We start from the raw sequence: 15448 nt of genomic DNA, 5'->3' as shown, positions 1-15448 counted from the left end.
GGACGTCCTAGTAAATTCGAAGCATGGACGCTGACGCGATCGAGGAAGGCCGCCTCCGCTGGCAGGCCCGCTACGACAAGGCCCGCAAGCGGAACGCGGACTTCACCACGCTCTCCGGCGATCCGGTCGAGCCCGTGTACGGGCCACGCCCCGGTGACACGTACGAGGGATTCGAGCGGATCGGCTGGCCGGGGGAGTACCCCTTCACCCGCGGGCTGCACCCCACCGGCTACCGGGGCCGCACCTGGACGATCCGCCAGTTCGCCGGCTTCGGCAACGCCCAGCAGACCAACGAGCGCTACAAGATGATCCTCGCGGCGGGGGGCGGCGGCCTCAGCGTCGCCTTCGACATGCCGACGCTGATGGGCCGGGACTCCGACGACCCGCGCTCGCTCGGCGAGGTCGGCCACTGCGGGGTCGCCATCGACTCCGCCGCCGACATGGAGGTCCTCTTCGGGGACATCCCCCTCGGCGACGTCACCACGTCGATGACGATCAGCGGCCCGGCCGTGCCCGTCTTCTGCATGTACCTGGTCGCCGCCGAACGCCAGGGCGTCGATCCGGGCGTGCTCAACGGCACGCTCCAGACCGACATCTTCAAGGAGTACATCGCGCAGAAGGAGTGGCTGTTCCAGCCCGAGCCCCACCTGCGCCTCATCGGCGACCTGATGGAGCACTGCGCCGCCTCCATCCCCGCCTACAAGCCGCTCTCCGTCTCCGGCTACCACATCCGCGAGGCCGGGGCGACGGCCGCGCAGGAGCTGGCGTACACGCTGGCCGACGGCTTCGGCTACGTGGAGCTGGGCCTCTCGCGCGGTCTGGACGTCGACACCTTCGCCCCCGGACTCTCCTTCTTCTTCGACGCCCACCTGGACTTCTTCGAGGAGATCGCCAAGTTCCGCGCCGCCCGCCGCATCTGGGCCCGCTGGATGAAGGAGACGTACGGCGCGAAGACCGACAAGGCGCAGTGGCTCCGCTTCCACACCCAGACCGCCGGGGTCTCCCTCACCGCGCAGCAGCCGTACAACAACGTGGTGCGCACCGCGGTCGAGGCGCTCTCCGCCGTCCTCGGCGGCACCAACTCGCTGCACACCAACGCCCTCGACGAGACCCTCGCGCTCCCCTCCGAGCAGGCCGCCGAGATCGCCCTGCGCACCCAGCAGGTGCTGATGGAGGAGACCGGCGTCGCCAACGTGGCCGACCCGCTGGGCGGCTCCTGGTACGTCGAGCAGCTCACCGACCGGATCGAGGCCGAGGCCGAGAAGATCTTCGACCAGATCAAGGAGCGCGGCACCCGGGCCCACCCCGACGGGCAGCACCCCATCGGGCCGATCACCTCCGGCATCCTGCGCGGCATCGAGGACGGCTGGTTCACCGGCGAGATCGCCGAGTCCGCGTTCCAGTACCAGCGGGCCCTGGAGAAGGGCGACAAGCGGGTCGTCGGCGTCAACGTCCACCACGGCTCGGTCACCGGCGACCTGGAGATCCTCCGGGTCAGCCACGAGGTCGAGCGCGACCAGGTCAGCCAGCTCGCCGACCGCAAGGCCGCCCGCGACGACGCGAAGGTCGCCGCCGCGCTGGACGCGATGCTCGCCGCCGCCCGCGACGGCTCCAACATGATCGCGCCGATGCTCGACGCGGTCCGGGCCGAGGCCACGCTCGGCGAGATCTGCGGAGTGCTGCGCGACGAGTGGGGCGTCTACACCGAGCCGCCGGGCTTCTGAGGGACCGCCGCCCCCGGTGCCCCGGCTTCCCGCCGGGGTGCCGGGGGCGACGCGCCTCCGGGGCCGGGCCCGGCTATCCGGCCTGCGCGCCCGCCAGCCCCAGCAGGAGCAGCGAGGTGAAGCCGCTCGCCCACGCGGAGTCCACCGGCTCCGCGCTCACCAGGGTGCGGTGCACCACGGCTCCGGCGATCACGTCGAAGATCAGGTCCGCGTTGCGCGCGGCGGCCGAGGAGTCGTCCTCGTACCGCAGCTCACCGCGGGCCTGCGCGCGTTCCCGGCCCAGCAGCACCAGCCGCTTCTGCCGGTCCACGATCGCCGAGCGGATCCGCAGGCGCAGCGAGTCGTCGCGGGTGGACTCGGCGACCACCGCCATCAGCGCCGTACGGGCCTCCGGTCGCTCCAGCAGGGCGGCGAACTGGAGCACGACGCCCTGCACGTCGGCGGCCAGGCTGCCCCGGTCGGGCAGTTCCAGCTCGTCGAAGAGGACGGCGACCGCGTCCACGACCAGCTCGTTCTTGCCCGCCCAGCGCCGGTAGAGGGTCGTCTTCGCGACCCCGGCCCGGTTCGCCACATCGCTCATCGTCAGCTTCGACCAGCCGAGATCGACCAGGGAAGCCCGCGTCGCTTCGAGGATCGCGGCATCGGCCGCGGTGCTCCGCGGACGTCCTGTGCGGGTGGCTCGGGGGTCGCTGTCGTTCATGATGCGGTGACCATACCGGCCGGTAGGCCGAACGGTTGTGCCCCGGTCTCCGTGAGACAGATCACCGGGATCACCTGTCCGGGCGGGGTGATCGGCAGTTACGCTACGGGTCGTAGCGTAAGGAAGGCGGCCGGATCGCCCCCTGCGCCACGGAACGAACGAGCGACAGCCACCGGGATCCCCACGGAGATCCCAGGCGCCGGGTGGGGACCCGGAGCCGCACGGACCGGCCGGATGGGGATCCGGAAGGTCCACCCGGGCCTTTCGGGGTCCGGTCAGTTCCAGCCAGGGTCTTTCAGGGGCCCGACCGGTTCCTCCGGGCCCCACGGGCGCTTCGGGGAGCCGGGGCCGCCTCGGCCCGTCCGCTCCCGCACGCCGGTGGGGGCGCTCGGGCCGGTCCGGTTCTCGCACTCGCTTTCCGGAACGGTGTGCTCAGGGGGGAGGATGTACGTATGCAGCCTAGGAACATGTCCATGAGCGGCGTTGTCGACCTCGCCGCCGTCAAGGCGGCCGGTGAGGCCAAGGCCAAGGCGGAGCAGGCCCGCGCGGCGGCCGCCCGTACCGGAGGCGCCGGAGCCGTCGCGCCCACCGCCCTGGTGATCGACGTCGACGAAGCCGGTTTCGAGCGCGATGTCCTCCAGCGCTCCGCCGAGGTCCCCGTCGTCATCGACTTCTGGGCCGAGTGGTGCGAGCCGTGCAAGCAGCTGGGCCCCCTGCTGGAGCGCCTGGCCGTCGAGTACAACGGCCGCTTCCTGCTGGCCAAGGTCGATGTCGACGCGAACCAGATGCTGATGCAGCAGTTCGGCATCCAGGGCATCCCGGCGGTCTTCGCCGTCGTCGCCGGGCAGGCCCTCCCGCTGTTCCAGGGCGCGGCCCCCGAGGCCCAGATCCGCGAGACGCTGGACCAGCTGATCCAGGTCGGCGAGGAGCGCTTCGGGCTGACCGGGATCGCCGTCGACCCGGACGCCGCCCCCGCGGACGCGTCTCCCGCCGAGGCGCCGGCCGGCCCGTACGACGCCGCGCTGGAGGCCGCCGCGTCCGCGCTCGACGCCAATGACTTCGGCGGCGCGGTCCAGGCGTACAAGAACGTCCTCGCCGACGACCCGGGCAACCCGGAGGCCAAGCTCGGCCTGGCCCAGGCGGAGTTGCTCGGCCGCGTCCAGGGCATGGACCCGCAGGCGGTCCGCAAGGAGGCCGCGGACCACCCGGGCGATGTGAACGCCCAGATCGCCGCCGCCGATCTCGACCTGGTCGGCGGCCATGTCGAGGACGCCTTCGGCCGGCTCGTCGAGGCGGTCCGCCGCACGGCCGGGGACGACCGGAACACCGCCCGGCTGCGACTCCTGGAGCTTTTCGAGGTGATCGGTCCGGAGGACCCCAGGGTCACCTCGGCGCGCACCGCGCTGGCCCGCGTCCTGTTCTGAGCACCGCCCGCCGTCCGCTCCGGACGCGCCCGATTGTTCCGATGTGACAAGACGGCCGCACCGCCCTCCGGGTGGCGCGGCCGTTTTGCCGTCCTGACGCCAAAGAAGTGCCCGCGAAGCCTTCGCTTTACCAAATCTTGACAAAGATGCAAGCTGTTACTCGCAGTAAGGCGGGTTGGGGGCTCTGTCCCGTTTCCATGGAGTTTCCCGCGATTCCGATGTCCCTTTCGTGCCACCCTGTGTCGCCGTGTGATGCCGCCCTGTCGTCCTGTGGTTATCGGGCCGTTACTAGCCAGTAACGATCCCCCTTGTGTCACGGCCGTGAATGGACCACGATCGGCCACGCTCGGTCCAATACCTCCAGTCCGGTCTCCAGCCGGTGGCTGAGGGGCTGTTGGGTCCCCACCGAGTGGTCGGCGGCAGTGGCGCCGACCGCGGACAGGGGGGTTCCCGCCCACGGGCGGGGCCTGTCCGGCCGGCCGCGCGGAACGTGTGGCCAGTGGTTGTCGCTCGGGGGTGAACGCCGGTGGATCGGATGCGGGACACGTCTCCGATACGGGGCGCTCTCCTTCCCGAGGACGTAGCACTTCTCCCATCCCAGGACGGGCACGAAGCCCGGCCGGAGATGTACGTCCGAGAAGAAGGAGCAAGTATGAGTTCCCAGGTTCGCGGTGGGACGAGATGGAAGCGGTTCGCTCTGGTCATGGTGCCGAGCGTCGTCGCCACGGCGGCGGTGGGCGTCGGCCTCGCACAGGGCGCGCTCGCCGCGTCGTTCAGCGTGTCGGGGCAGAGCTTCAAGGTCAGCACCGACAGGCTGGAGGGCGAGGACTTCGTCCAGTACGGCAGTGTCGCGGTCGGTAAGGACCTCGAAGGCAAGAAGGCGGCGCACGCGGTCGCGGTGTCGGGCTTCAGCAGCGCGACGATCACCAACATGTGCCAGTCGGTGGTCACGCCGAAGGTTCCGTTCATCGGCAAGAGCATCAGCCTTGAGCTGAACGCCGGGACCAACCCGAAGAATCCGGTCAAGGCGACCAACCTCTACCTGGACGTCTCCGAGTTGGACGCCGACGCCGAGTTCACGAACATCGACATCGGTGTCGCGGCCGGCGAGCTGAAGAAGAAGGACCGGCCGAACGGGATAGGCATCCAGCCCGGCACCCAGGCCAACGAGGCCGGCTTCGCGCAGCGCGCCGACCACGCCGTCCTGACCAAGGTCGAGCAGACGGCGTGGGCGACCACCGCCGGCACCTTCAAGCTCAGCGACCTGAAGCTGAGGCTGCACACGGGCGTCAAGGAGTGCTTCTAGCACTCCGGCCGGGGTGGCCGGATCGTCCCCGCGGGGCTTTCCGGCCACCCACCCTCCCCATCTCACGGCAGTACCGGTTCCAGGGAGCTGTTTTCCATGAGCCCCGAGTCCACAGGGCAGAACGAGCACTACATCCGCGTCCTTCGGCGACGCTTCCGCGCGTGGCGGGGCCACCGGCCGTTCTGGGCCGGACTGTTCACCATGGCCGGTGGGATTCCCATCGCCTACTTCCCGTACGCCAGCATGAAGCTCGGCAACATGACCCTGGCCATGTCCACCACGGCCGGCGCCGGGTCCCTGATCATCGGGGTCCTGCTCATCACGCTGGGTCTGACGATGTGGTACCACAGCATCGTGCGGGTCTTCGCCGGAGTCGCGGCCATCCTGCTCGCGCTGATCTCCATCCCGGTCGCCAACATCGGCGGCTTCGTCATCGGATTCGTCTTCGCCCTCCTCGGCGGAGCCCTGTCCATTTCCTGGGCCCCGGGCGAGCCGGTGGACGCGGACGGGAAGGCCCCGGTCGCCGAGGTTCCGGACGCGGAGCGTCCCGAGGGCGAGCTCCAGGCAGCGGCCGTACCGCAGCAGCAGGGCTCCGGGTACGACCTGGCAGCCGACGCCGACGGCGGGAGGCATCGTGCGGGGTGACGACGGACAGCTGACGAACGCCCACCCCGGCGACGACCTCCGCGAGCGCAAGGGCCCTCGTCACGCGGCCCCCAGGAAGTCGCTGCTGACCAAGTTGCACCTGCCCAGCGGCAAGAAGGCGCTGGCGCTCGCGGCGATGCCGACGGCGGTCTTCGTGGGCATGGGCCTGACGCCCAAGCTGGCCCTGGCCGACGACCGCGCCGACATCCCGTTCGCGCCCGGACCGTGCGTCACCCGGTCCGACGAGCCGAGCGCGTCCGAGTCGCCCGAGGCCACCCCGTCCCCGTCGGCCACGGCGAAGGACGAGAAGGACGACGCCTCAGGCAAGGGCGACGAGGCGGCTCCGAAGCCCTCGGCCGGCGGCTCCGCCCCCGGCCCCGACGAGGACCCCGCGCCCGAGGCGGACAAGTCGGCGCGGTCCGCCGGGGAGGCGCCCGCGGCGTCGCCCTCCGCGACCCCGACGCCCACCAGGTCGAAGAACCCGCTGGACCCGCTCGGGGTCGGCGACGCGCTCAGGGACCTCTTCGACGGGCCGGACGACGAGGCCGGGACCCAGGAGCCGGCGAGCCCGTCCCCGAGCCCCACGACCGGGACCCCGAAGCCGTCCGACGAGCCGAAGGACCCGGCCGGGGACGCCGCGGACCGCGCGAAGGAGACGTCCGACAAGACGGCCGACGCCATCCGCGAGGCAGCCGGGAAGGCGGGCAAGGACGTTGAGGAGCTCGACGAGGACGTCAAGGGACTCGACCCCAAGAAGGACGAGGACATCCCGGACGGCGCCAAACCCCGCTTCCCGTGCCCCGAGCCCGACCCGGACGCGCTCGCCGCGGCCGAACTGGAGCCCGGCATCCCGCTGCTCCCGTCCGACCCGTGGATCCTGGAGTCGACGCGGCTCACCCTCAACGGCCTGGACTACCACGGCATCGTCGAGGTGAGGAAGGCGGACGGCAGCATCAAGAAGGTGCTGAAGTTCACCGCCAGTTCCATCGACATCAAGGACCTGCACCAGCTGACCGTCGGCCCCGCGGGCACGACGGGCCATGTGAAGTCGCGCCCCGGCTCGACGTCGGAGATCCGCGACGGCGAGGTGACGATGTACACGGAGGAGCTGAAGGGCAATCTCTTCGGCCTCATCCCGGTCACCTTCAGCCCCGAGACCCCGCCGCCGCTGAACGTCCCCTTCGCCGTCTTCACCGCGGTGAAGGTGGTCCAGGCCGGCCAGTTCGGCGGCACGCTCACCGTTCCGGGACTGAAGAACTACCTCGACGGGGCCTAGGGAGCGGACACCCTGACCCGCACCCCCAGCCGCCCCCGAACCCGTCCGGGAGCCGCACAGCACCGTGGGCCGTACTCCTCACCGGGAGTACGGCCCACGGTCATGCGGTGGCGCGGGTGCGGGTCAGTCCCGCTCGCCGCCGCCCAGGTGGTGCACCCGGACCATGTTGGTGGTGCCGGGGATGCCGGGGGGCGAGCCGGCGGTGATGACCATCGTGTCGCCGTCGTTGTAGCGGTTCAGCTTCAGCAGCTCCGCGTCGACCAGGTCGACCATGGCGTCGGTGTTGTCCGCGTGCGGGACCACGTGCGACTCGACGCCCCAGCTCAGGGCGAGCTGGTTGCGGGTGCCCTCGTCCGTGGTGAAGGCCAGGATCGGCTGGGCCGTGCGGTAGCGGGAGAGGCGGCGGGCGGTGTCGCCGGACTGGGTGAAGGCGACCAGGGCCTTGCCGTCCAGGAAGTCCGCGATCTCGCAGGCCGCGCGGGCCACCGAACCGCCCTGCGTACGGGGCTTCTTGCCGGGGACCAGCGGCTGGAGGCCCTTGGAGAGCAGCTCCTCCTCCGCGGCGACGACGATCTTCGCCATCGTCTTGACCGTCTCGATCGGGTACGCGCCCACCGAGGACTCGGCGGAGAGCATGACCGCGTCCGCGCCGTCCAGGATCGCGTTGGCGACGTCGGACGCCTCGGCGCGGGTCGGGCGCGAGTTGGTGATCATCGACTCCATCATCTGGGTCGCCACGATCACCGGCTTGGCGTTGCGCCGGCACAGCTCCACCAGGCGCTTCTGCACCATCGGGACCTTCTCCAGCGGATACTCCACGGCCAGGTCGCCGCGGGCCACCATCACACCGTCGAACGCCGCGACGACGCCCTCCATGTGCTCGACCGCCTGCGGCTTCTCCACCTTGGCGATGACGGGGACCCGGCGGCCCTCCTCGTCCATCACCTTGTGGACGTCCTTGACGTCGTCGGCGTCGCGGACGAAGGAGAGGGCGACCAGGTCGCAGCCCATCCGCAGCGCGAAGCGCAGGTCCTCGACGTCCTTCCCGGACAGGGCCGGGACGTTGACCGCCGCGCCGGGCAGGTTGATGCCCTTGTGGTCGGAGATGACACCGCCCTCGATGACGATGGTCCTCACCCGGGGGCCCTCGACCGCGACGACCTTCAGTTCGACGTTGCCGTCGTTGATCAGGATCGGGTCGCCCTTGACGACGTCGCCGGGCAGACCCTTGTAGGTCGTGCCGCAGATCGACTTGTCGCCGGGGACGTCCTCGGAGGTGATGGTGAACTCGTCCCCGCGGACCAGCTCGACCGGGCCCTCGGCGAACTTCGCCAGCCGGATCTTGGGGCCCTGGAGGTCGGCGAGCACGCCCACCGCGCGGCCAGTCTCGGCGGCCGCCTTGCGGACGCGGTCGTAACGGCCCTGGTGTTCCTCGTGGGTGCCGTGACTGAAGTTGAAACGGGCCACGCTCATGCCGGCCTCGATCAGAGCGACGAGCTGCTCATGGGAGTCGACGGCGGGACCGAGGGTGCAGACGATTTTGGAACGGCGCATGAGGCGGATCCTATCGGTTTGTTTCGCTGCGGAATATTCCGGCTGGTGGAAGATACAAAGGGGCGCGGGGGTGCTCAGTTGTCGACCTGTCCGAACCGTGGGCCGCGGTCCCCGACGAGCGCGAACGTCTGCTCGGCGATCTCCAGCTCCTCGTCCGTCGGCACCACGGCGACCGCCACCCGGGCGTACTCCGGCGAGATCAGCCGCGGCTCCGTGGACCGTACGGCGTTGAGCGAGGCGTCCACCGCCATGCCCAGCTCCTCCAGGCCCGCGACGGCAGCTTCCCGCACCGGGGCCGCGTTCTCCCCGACCCCCGCCGTGAACGCCACCGCGTCCACCCGGCCGAGCACCGCCGTATAGGCGCCGATGTACTTCTTCAGCCGGTGGATGTAGATGTCGAAGGCGAGCGCCGCCCGCTCGTCGCCCTCGTCGATCCGGCGGCGGATCACCCGCATGTCGTTGTCGCCGCAGAGCCCGACCAGCCCGCTCCTCTGGTTCAGCAGGACGTCGATCTCGTCGGCCGACATGCCCGCCACCCGCTTCAGGTGGAAGGTGACCGCCGGGTCGATGTCCCCGGAGCGCGTCCCCATCACGAGCCCCTCCAGGGGTGTCAGCCCCATGGAGGTGTCCACGCACCGGCCGCCCGCGACCGCCGAGGCGGACGCCCCGTTGCCCAGGTGCAGCACGATGACGTTCACGTCCTCGGGGGCCCGGCCCAGCAGCTCGGCCGTCTTCCGGGAGACGTACGCGTGCGAGGTGCCGTGGAATCCGTAGCGGCGGATGCGGTGCGCGTCGGCGGTCTCCACGTCGATCGCGTACCGCGCCGCCGCCTCCGGCATCGTCGTGTGGAACGCCGTGTCGAACACCGCGACCTGCGGCAGGTCGGGCCGCAGCGCCCGCGCCGTGACGATGCCCGTGATGTTGGCCGGGTTGTGCAGCGGCGCGACCGGCACGAGGCGCTCGATCTCCTCCAGCACCTCGTCGGTGATCACGGTCGGCGCGCTGAACCTCAGCCCGCCGTGCACCACCCGGTGCCCGATCGCGGCGAGTTCGGGGGAGTCGAGGCCCAGGCCGTCCGCCGCCAGCTCCTCGGCAGCCGCCTTGAGCGCCGCGTCGTGGTCCGGGATCCGGCCCGTACGCTCCCGGGGCTCGGCGCCGCCGCCGGCCGACGGCGTGTGTGCCAGGCGCGAGGTCTCCTCGCCGATCCGCTCGACCAGGCCCGAGGCGAGCCGGGAGCGGTCGCGCATGTCGAGGAGCTGGTACTTCACCGACGAGGAGCCGGAGTTGAGGACGAGGACGCGGTGCGGTTCCACAGGGGCTGCCGTGCTTTCGTTTCCGGAGGGGGTGGCCGGGGGAGTGGGGGGCGTCATGCGGGGCGCTCCTCGCCCTGCGCCTGGATCGCCGTGATCGCCACCGTGTTGACGATGTCCTGGACGAGCGCGCCGCGCGACAGGTCGTTGACCGGCTTGCGCAGCCCCTGGAGCACCGGGCCGACCGCCACCGCGCCCGCCGAGCGCTGCACGGCCTTGTAGGTGTTGTTGCCGGTGTTCAGGTCCGGGAAGATCAGCACGGTGGCCTGGCCCGCCACCTCCGAGTCCGGCAGCTTCGTGGCCGCGACCGTCGGCTCGACCGCCGCGTCGTACTGGATCGGCCCCTCCACCCGCAGTTCGGGCCGCTCCGCCCGCACCCGCTCGGTGGCCTCGCGCACCTTGTCGACGTCGGCGCCGGAGCCGGAGGTCCCGGTGGAGTACGACAGCATCGCGATCCGGGGCTCCACGCCGAACCGGGCCGCCGTGACCGCCGACTGCACCGCGATGTCCGCGAGCTGCTCGGCGTTCGGGTCCGGGTTGACGGCGCAGTCGCCGTAGACGAGGACCTTGTCGGCCAGGCACATGAAGAAGACGGAGGACACGATCCTCGCGTCGGGCTTGGTCTTGATGATCTCGAACGCCGGGCGGATGGTGGCCGCGGTGGAGTGCACCGACCCGGACACCATCCCGTCGGCCAGGCCCTCCTGCACCATCAGCGTGCCGAAGTAGTTCACGTCCGCCACCACGTCGTGCGCCAGCTCCACGGTGACCCCCCGGTGCGCGCGCAGTTCGGCGTACCGCTCGGCGAAGGCGCCCCGCAGCTCCGAGGTGTGCGGGTCGATCAGCTGCGTGTCCGCGAGGTCGATGCCGAGGTCGGCGGCCTTCTTGCGGATCACGTCCACGTCGCCGAGGAGCGTGAGGTCGCAGACGTCCCGGCGCAGCAGCACGTCGGCGGCCCGCAGCACCCGTTCCTCGGTGCCCTCCGGCAGCACCACGCGCTTGCGGTCGGAGCGGGCCTGCTCCAGCAGCTCGTGCTCGAACATCATCGGTGTGACGCGTCCGCTGCGGGCCACCGAGATCCGGTCGAGGAGGGCGCCGGTGTCGACATGGCGCTCGAACAGACCGAGGGCGGTCTCCGCCTTGCGGGGCGTCGCCGCGTTCAACTTCCCTTCGAGGGCGAAGAGTTCGCCGGCGGTGGGGAAGGAGCCGCCGGCCACCGACACCACCGGGGTCCCCGGTGCGAGCCGGGCGGCCAGCGTGAGTATCTCCTCGCCGGGGCGCTCGTTCAGGGTCAGCAGCACGCCCGCGATGGGCGGGGTGCCCGCGCTGTGCGCGGCCAGCGAACCCACCACCAGGTCCGCCCGGTCCCCGGGGGTGACCACCAGGCAGCCGGGCGTCAGCGCGTTCAGCAGGTTGGGCAGCATGGCCCCGCCGAACACGAAGTCCAGCGCGTCGCGCGCGAGCCCCGAGTCGTCGCCGAGCAGCACCGTGCCGTCCAGCGCCGCGGTGATCTGGGCGACCGTGGGCGCCGAGAGCGCCGGGTCGTCCGGCAGGACGGAGACGGGCACCGGCAGCCGGGCCGCGAGCCGCTCCGCGATCGTCGCCCGGTCCTCGGCGGCGACCCGGTTCACCACCATGGCCAGCACGTCGCAGCCGAGGCCCGCGTAGGCGCGGTACGCGTTACGGGTCTCGGCGCGGACGGACTCCGCGGTCTGCCCCTTGCCGCCGACCACCGCGATCACCGAGGCCCCGAACTCGTTCGCCAGCCGGGCGTTCAGCGCCAGTTCGTCCGGGAGCTGGGTGGCGGCGAAGTCGCTGCCCAGGACCAGGACCACCTCGTACTCGCGGGCCACCCGGTGGAAGCGCTCGACGAGCCGCGAGACCAGTTCGTCCGTGCCCTTCTCCGCCTGCACGGCGGAGGCCTCGTGGTAGTCCAGGCCGTAGACGGAGGCCGGGCTCTGGGAGAGCCGGTAGCGGGCCCGCAGCAGTTCGTAGAGCCGGTCGGGTCCGTCGTGGACCAGCGGACGGAAGACGCCGACCCGGTCCACCTGACGCGTCAGAAGCTCCATGACTCCCAGCTCGACGACCTGCCGGCCGTCCCCCCGGTCGATCCCGGTCACGTACACACTGCGCGCCACGCGTGCTCTCCCGTCCTTGTGTTCGGTGCCGCGACCCGTGGGCGTCCGGACGTGCGGTGACGCCCCCGTGCCCGCCGGTGATCCGCCGGGTGCGGCATGGGCCTGCATTGCCTCTTGACGATACCTGCGAGGGGCGCTATGCCGCCCGCCGGAGGCCCCGCCCCGGCGGGGACGCGTATCCCCGTCCGGGAGGGCCTCCTACCCTCCGGAGGCCGCCGAAAGCGCGGGGCCCGTGCCGGGCGTGGGACAATCGTCCTGGTTCAGGGCACGGAGGCCGCCACGGTCGGTCTCCCGGAAAAGCGCGACTAGCGAGCAGGAGACACACCTCGATGCGCATCGGAATTCTCACCGCGGGCGGCGACTGCCCCGGCCTGAACGCAGTGATCCGGTCGGTCGTCCACCGGGCCGTGGTCGGCCACGGCGACGAGGTCATCGGCTTCGAGGACGGCTTCAAGGGGCTGCTCGACGGCCACTTCCGCCCCCTCGACCTCAACGCGGTCAGCGGCATCCTCGCCCGCGGCGGCACCATCCTCGGCTCGGCCCGCCTGGAGCGCGACCGGCTGCGCGAGGCCGCCGAGAACTGCGAGGAGCTGTCCCGCCGTTACGGCATCGACGCGCTCATCCCGATCGGCGGCGAGGGCACGCTCACCGCGGCCCGCATGCTCTCCGACGCGGGCATGCCGGTCGTCGGCGTCCCGAAGACCATCGACAACGACATCTCCTCCACCGACCGGACCTTCGGGTTCGACACGGCGGTGGGCGTCGCCACGGAGGCCATAGACCGTCTCAAGACCACCGCCGAGTCCCACCAGCGCGTGATGGTCGTCGAGGTCATGGGCCGGCACGCGGGATGGATCGCGCTGGAGTCCGGCATGGCCGGCGGCGCCCACGGCATCTGCCTGCCCGAGCGCCCCTTCCAGGTCGACGACCTGGTCAAGATGGTCGAGGAACGGTTCGCGCGCGGCAAGAAGTTCGCCGTCATCTGCGTCGCCGAGGGCGCGCACCCGGCGGAGGGCTCCATGCCGTACGCCAAGGGCGAGATCGACCAGTACGGCCACGAGCGCTTCCAGGGCATCGGCAACCGCCTGGCCATCGAGCTGGAGACCCGGCTCGGCAAGGAGGCCCGGCCGGTCATTCTCGGCCACGTCCAGCGCGGCGGCACGCCGACCGCGTACGACCGGGTGCTCGCCACCCGCTTCGGCTGGCACGCCGTGGAGGCCGTGCACCGCGGCGACTTCGGCCGGATGACCGCCCTGCGCGGCAACGACATCGCCATGGTCCCGCTCGCCGAGGCCGTCACCCAGCTGAAGCGGGTGCCCGCCGAGCGGATGTACGAGGCGGAGTCGGTCTTCTAGGACCCGCGGCCGCCGGAACCCCGCACGCGCCGGAACCGCGCGAGGCGGATCCGGCCCTCCGGCGGCCGTTCCGGCGGACCCGCGCCCTCCCGGAACCGCACGGGCCGCACGGGCCGCACGGGCGGCCCGTGCGGGGTCACACTCCGGCGGTCCGCCAGAACTGCTCCACCACCCGGGCCAGGAACGCCCGGCCCGCGTCGCCCGTCGACCCGGCGCGTTCCTGGCCCGTGCTGCTCCAGCTCAGCGTGGAGACCATCAGGGCCTGGTAGTCGGCGTGCAGCTGCTCCAGCACGTCCTGGATCAGCCCCCGGTCCAGCGGGACGACCTTGGCGACCGGACGGACGTACGCCTGCCAGCGCGTGGTGACCGCGCTGCTCAGCAGCTCCGCCAGCTCCTCGTCGCGGCCCGTCGCCGTCAGGAACTGCGCGGCGGTCAGCTCCAGCGCCCGGCACAGGGCCGCCGACTGCTTCTCGTTGCCCCGCCAGCGTCCCGACTCCTCCATCCGCAGGTACGAGGCGCCGGTCATGCCCAGCCGGCGGGCCAGTTCGTCCACGCTCAGCTCCCGGGTCATCCGGTGCTCGCGCAGGGTGGCGGCGGCTGCCAGCAACTCCCCGGGCGCGCACCAGAGGACGCCGGCGAGGGCGGTCAGCTCGCGTTCCCCGGGCGTCGCGAGGCCGCGCTCCCAGGCGATGACGGTCTCTGCGCTGATCCGGAGTCCGTACTGGGCGGCGAGCCCGTAGGCGACATGGCCGGGAGCCATCCCCAGAGCCTCGCGGAGACGGCGCGCGGCGGGGGCGTTGAATGGCGGGGTGGGGTGCACGGGCCCACCGTAGGAGCCCATTTCCGCCGTGGCTACGGTACGTTCCCCACAGATCACGCTTCGTAGGAACCTCCAGCTGCGAACCGGGCGGGCGGTACGCGAACACCGCCCCACCAGCGCTTTCTTTTGCTCCCCCGCAGCGGCGCGGCTGAGGCGTGAAACCGACCGGCAAGCGCTTGTCGGCCACATCCGCCGCGCCCGGTCAGCGCCCCGAGGCGAGCCAGCGGTAGTGCAGCTCCGGTCGGCCGACCTGACCGTAATGCGGACGCCTCGCGGCGCTGCCGACGGTCACGAGGTGCTCCAGATACCGCCGGGCCGTGATCCGCGAGATGCCGAGCCGCTCCCCGGCGGCGGCCGCCGTCACCCCTTCCGGCGACTCCTTCAGCACCCCGGTCACGGCCTCCAGCGTCGGGCCGCTGAGCCCCTTGGGGAGCGCGGCCGGATGCGCGACCCGCAGCGCCCCCAGCGCCCGGTCCACCTCCTCCTGCCCGCTCGCCTCCCCGGCGGCCCCCCGGAACTCCGCGTACCGCACCAGCCGGTCCCGCAGCGTGGGGTACGTGAACGGCTTCAGCACGTACTGCACGACGCCCAGCGACACCCCCTCCCGCACCACCGCGAGGTCCCGCGCCGAGGTCACCGCGATCACGTCCGCCCCGTGGCCGGAGGCGCGCAGCGAGCGCAGCAGCCCGAGCCCGTGGCCGTCGGGCAGATAGAGATCGAGCAGCAGCAGGTCCACCGGGGTCCGCTCCAGCGCCCGCACCGCCGCCGCCCGGGTGTGCGCCACCGCGGTCACGGTGAAGCCCTCCACCCGCTCGACGTACATCTGGTGGGCGTCGGCGGCCACCGGATCGTCCTCCACCACCAGGACCCGGATCATGCCGTGACCTCCTTCGCCCGAACCCCCGCCGCCGTCCGGTCCCCGAGCGGCAGCCGTACGGTGAACCGCGCGCCGCCGTCCGGACCCGCGTCCAGCTCCACCGTGCCCCCGTTGCGGTACGCCGCCTGCCGCACCAGCGCCAGGCCGAGCCCGCGCCCCGACCCGTGCGTCGACCAGCCGCGCCGGAACACCTCGTCCGCCGCCTCCGGGCCGATGCCCGCGCCCGTGTCCGCGACCCGCAGCAGCAGCTCCCGCTCGTCGGCGAGCGCGGTCACGGTGACCCGGGCCCGCCCCGCCGGACCCCCGGGCGCCCGGGGCG

13 protein-coding genes are annotated in these 15448 nt (G+C 72.0%); 6 read left to right on the top strand and 7 right to left on the bottom strand.

Annotated elements, in window-relative coordinates:
* The first annotated feature begins 23 nt into the window (after positions 1-23).
* Entirely contained in the window at positions 24-1724 is a 1701-nt protein-coding gene (gene icmA / locus DTB53_RS30780; protein ID WP_012378991.1) for a coenzyme B12-dependent isobutyryl-CoA mutase large subunit, read from the top strand.
* A gap of 73 nt (positions 1725-1797) precedes the next feature.
* On the opposite strand, the gene DTB53_RS30775 is transcribed toward icmA, so the two are convergent.
* On the bottom strand, positions 1798-2424 hold the full coding sequence (locus DTB53_RS30775; protein WP_003966205.1) for a TetR/AcrR family transcriptional regulator: 627 nt from the start codon (positions 2422-2424) through the stop codon (positions 1798-1800).
* A 452-nt stretch (positions 2425-2876) separates the two neighbouring features.
* On the opposite strand from DTB53_RS30775, the gene DTB53_RS30770 reads away from it, so the two are divergent.
* From DTB53_RS30770 to DTB53_RS30750, 4 genes are all read left to right on the top strand, one after another.
* Positions 2877-3848, top strand: coding sequence for a tetratricopeptide repeat protein (locus DTB53_RS30770; protein ID WP_012378990.1), 972 nt, complete (start codon positions 2877-2879; stop codon positions 3846-3848).
* A 652-nt stretch (positions 3849-4500) separates the two neighbouring features.
* Positions 4501-5154, top strand: a complete 654-nt coding sequence (locus tag DTB53_RS30760; RefSeq protein ID WP_003966202.1) for a DUF6230 family protein — start codon at positions 4501-4503, stop codon at positions 5152-5154.
* Between the two features lie 96 nt (positions 5155-5250).
* A complete protein-coding gene (locus DTB53_RS30755; protein ID WP_012378988.1) occupies positions 5251-5799 on the top strand; it encodes a DUF6114 domain-containing protein in 549 nt (182 codons plus the stop codon).
* The gene (locus tag DTB53_RS30750) at positions 5789-7075 is read left to right on the top strand and encodes a hypothetical protein (RefSeq protein WP_003966200.1); all 1287 of its coding nucleotides are present in this window, start codon (positions 5789-5791) and stop codon (positions 7073-7075) included. The genes DTB53_RS30755 and DTB53_RS30750 overlap by 11 nt, the downstream gene beginning before the upstream one ends.
* 123 nt (positions 7076-7198) lie before the next feature.
* On the opposite strand, the gene pyk is transcribed toward DTB53_RS30750, so the two are convergent.
* The 3 genes from pyk to pta form a co-directional block, all read right to left on the bottom strand.
* Complete coding sequence (gene pyk / locus DTB53_RS30745; RefSeq protein WP_003966199.1) at positions 7199-8629, bottom strand: pyruvate kinase; 1431 nt, start codon at positions 8627-8629, stop codon at positions 7199-7201.
* Positions 8630-8703: 74 nt separating this feature from the next.
* Positions 8704-9942, bottom strand: coding sequence for an acetate kinase (locus DTB53_RS30740; protein WP_012378987.1), 1239 nt, complete (start codon positions 9940-9942; stop codon positions 8704-8706).
* Between the two features lie 53 nt (positions 9943-9995).
* Positions 9996-12077: a phosphate acetyltransferase gene (pta, locus tag DTB53_RS30735; RefSeq protein ID WP_003966197.1), complete on the bottom strand. Its 2082-nt coding sequence runs from the start codon at positions 12075-12077 to the stop codon at positions 9996-9998.
* A 329-nt stretch (positions 12078-12406) separates the two neighbouring features.
* On the opposite strand from pta, the gene DTB53_RS30730 reads away from it, so the two are divergent.
* Positions 12407-13432 (top strand): ATP-dependent 6-phosphofructokinase, encoded by a 1026-nt coding sequence (locus DTB53_RS30730; protein WP_003966195.1) that lies wholly within the window; start codon positions 12407-12409, stop codon positions 13430-13432.
* A gap of 136 nt (positions 13433-13568) precedes the next feature.
* Here DTB53_RS30730 and DTB53_RS30725 read toward each other — a convergent pair whose 3' ends face one another.
* From DTB53_RS30725 to DTB53_RS30715, 3 genes are all read right to left on the bottom strand, one after another.
* Positions 13569-14273 (bottom strand): helix-turn-helix domain-containing protein, encoded by a 705-nt coding sequence (locus DTB53_RS30725; protein WP_012378986.1) that lies wholly within the window; start codon positions 14271-14273, stop codon positions 13569-13571.
* A 181-nt stretch (positions 14274-14454) separates the two neighbouring features.
* Positions 14455-15129 carry a response regulator gene (locus DTB53_RS30720; RefSeq protein WP_003966193.1) on the bottom strand — a complete coding sequence of 225 codons (675 nt, stop codon included), beginning with the start codon at positions 15127-15129 and terminating at the stop codon, positions 14455-14457.
* Positions 15126-15448 (bottom strand): sensor histidine kinase (locus DTB53_RS30715; RefSeq protein ID WP_256656858.1); only part of this gene is annotated, 323 nt, incomplete at its 5' end. The genes DTB53_RS30720 and DTB53_RS30715, both read right to left, overlap by 4 nt.

The organism is Streptomyces griseus (assembly GCF_900460065.1).
In the GTDB taxonomy this organism is placed as follows: Bacteria; Actinomycetota; Actinomycetes; order Streptomycetales; family Streptomycetaceae; genus Streptomyces; species Streptomyces griseus.
The sequence above is the reverse complement of the archived record's forward strand: the minus strand, read 5'-3'. Positions and strand labels throughout refer to the sequence as shown.

Bases quoted from the DNA above. Each gene is read 5' to 3' on its own strand.
- icmA (WP_012378991.1), top strand. From the start codon at position 24: ATGGACGCTGACGCGATCGAGGAAGGCCGCCTCCGCTGGCAGGCCCGC.
- DTB53_RS30775 (WP_003966205.1), bottom strand. From the start codon at position 2,424: ATGAACGACAGCGACCCCCGAGCCACCCGCACAGGACGTCCGCGGAGC.
- DTB53_RS30770 (WP_012378990.1), top strand. From the start codon at position 2,877: ATGCAGCCTAGGAACATGTCCATGAGCGGCGTTGTCGACCTCGCCGCC.
- DTB53_RS30760 (WP_003966202.1), top strand. From the start codon at position 4,501: ATGAGTTCCCAGGTTCGCGGTGGGACGAGATGGAAGCGGTTCGCTCTG.
- DTB53_RS30755 (WP_012378988.1), top strand. From the start codon at position 5,251: ATGAGCCCCGAGTCCACAGGGCAGAACGAGCACTACATCCGCGTCCTT.
- pyk (WP_003966199.1), bottom strand. From the start codon at position 8,629: ATGCGCCGTTCCAAAATCGTCTGCACCCTCGGTCCCGCCGTCGACTCC.
- DTB53_RS30730 (WP_003966195.1), top strand. From the start codon at position 12,407: ATGCGCATCGGAATTCTCACCGCGGGCGGCGACTGCCCCGGCCTGAAC.
- DTB53_RS30725 (WP_012378986.1), bottom strand. From the start codon at position 14,273: ATGGGCTCCTACGGTGGGCCCGTGCACCCCACCCCGCCATTCAACGCC.
- DTB53_RS30720 (WP_003966193.1), bottom strand. From the start codon at position 15,129: ATGATCCGGGTCCTGGTGGTGGAGGACGATCCGGTGGCCGCCGACGCC.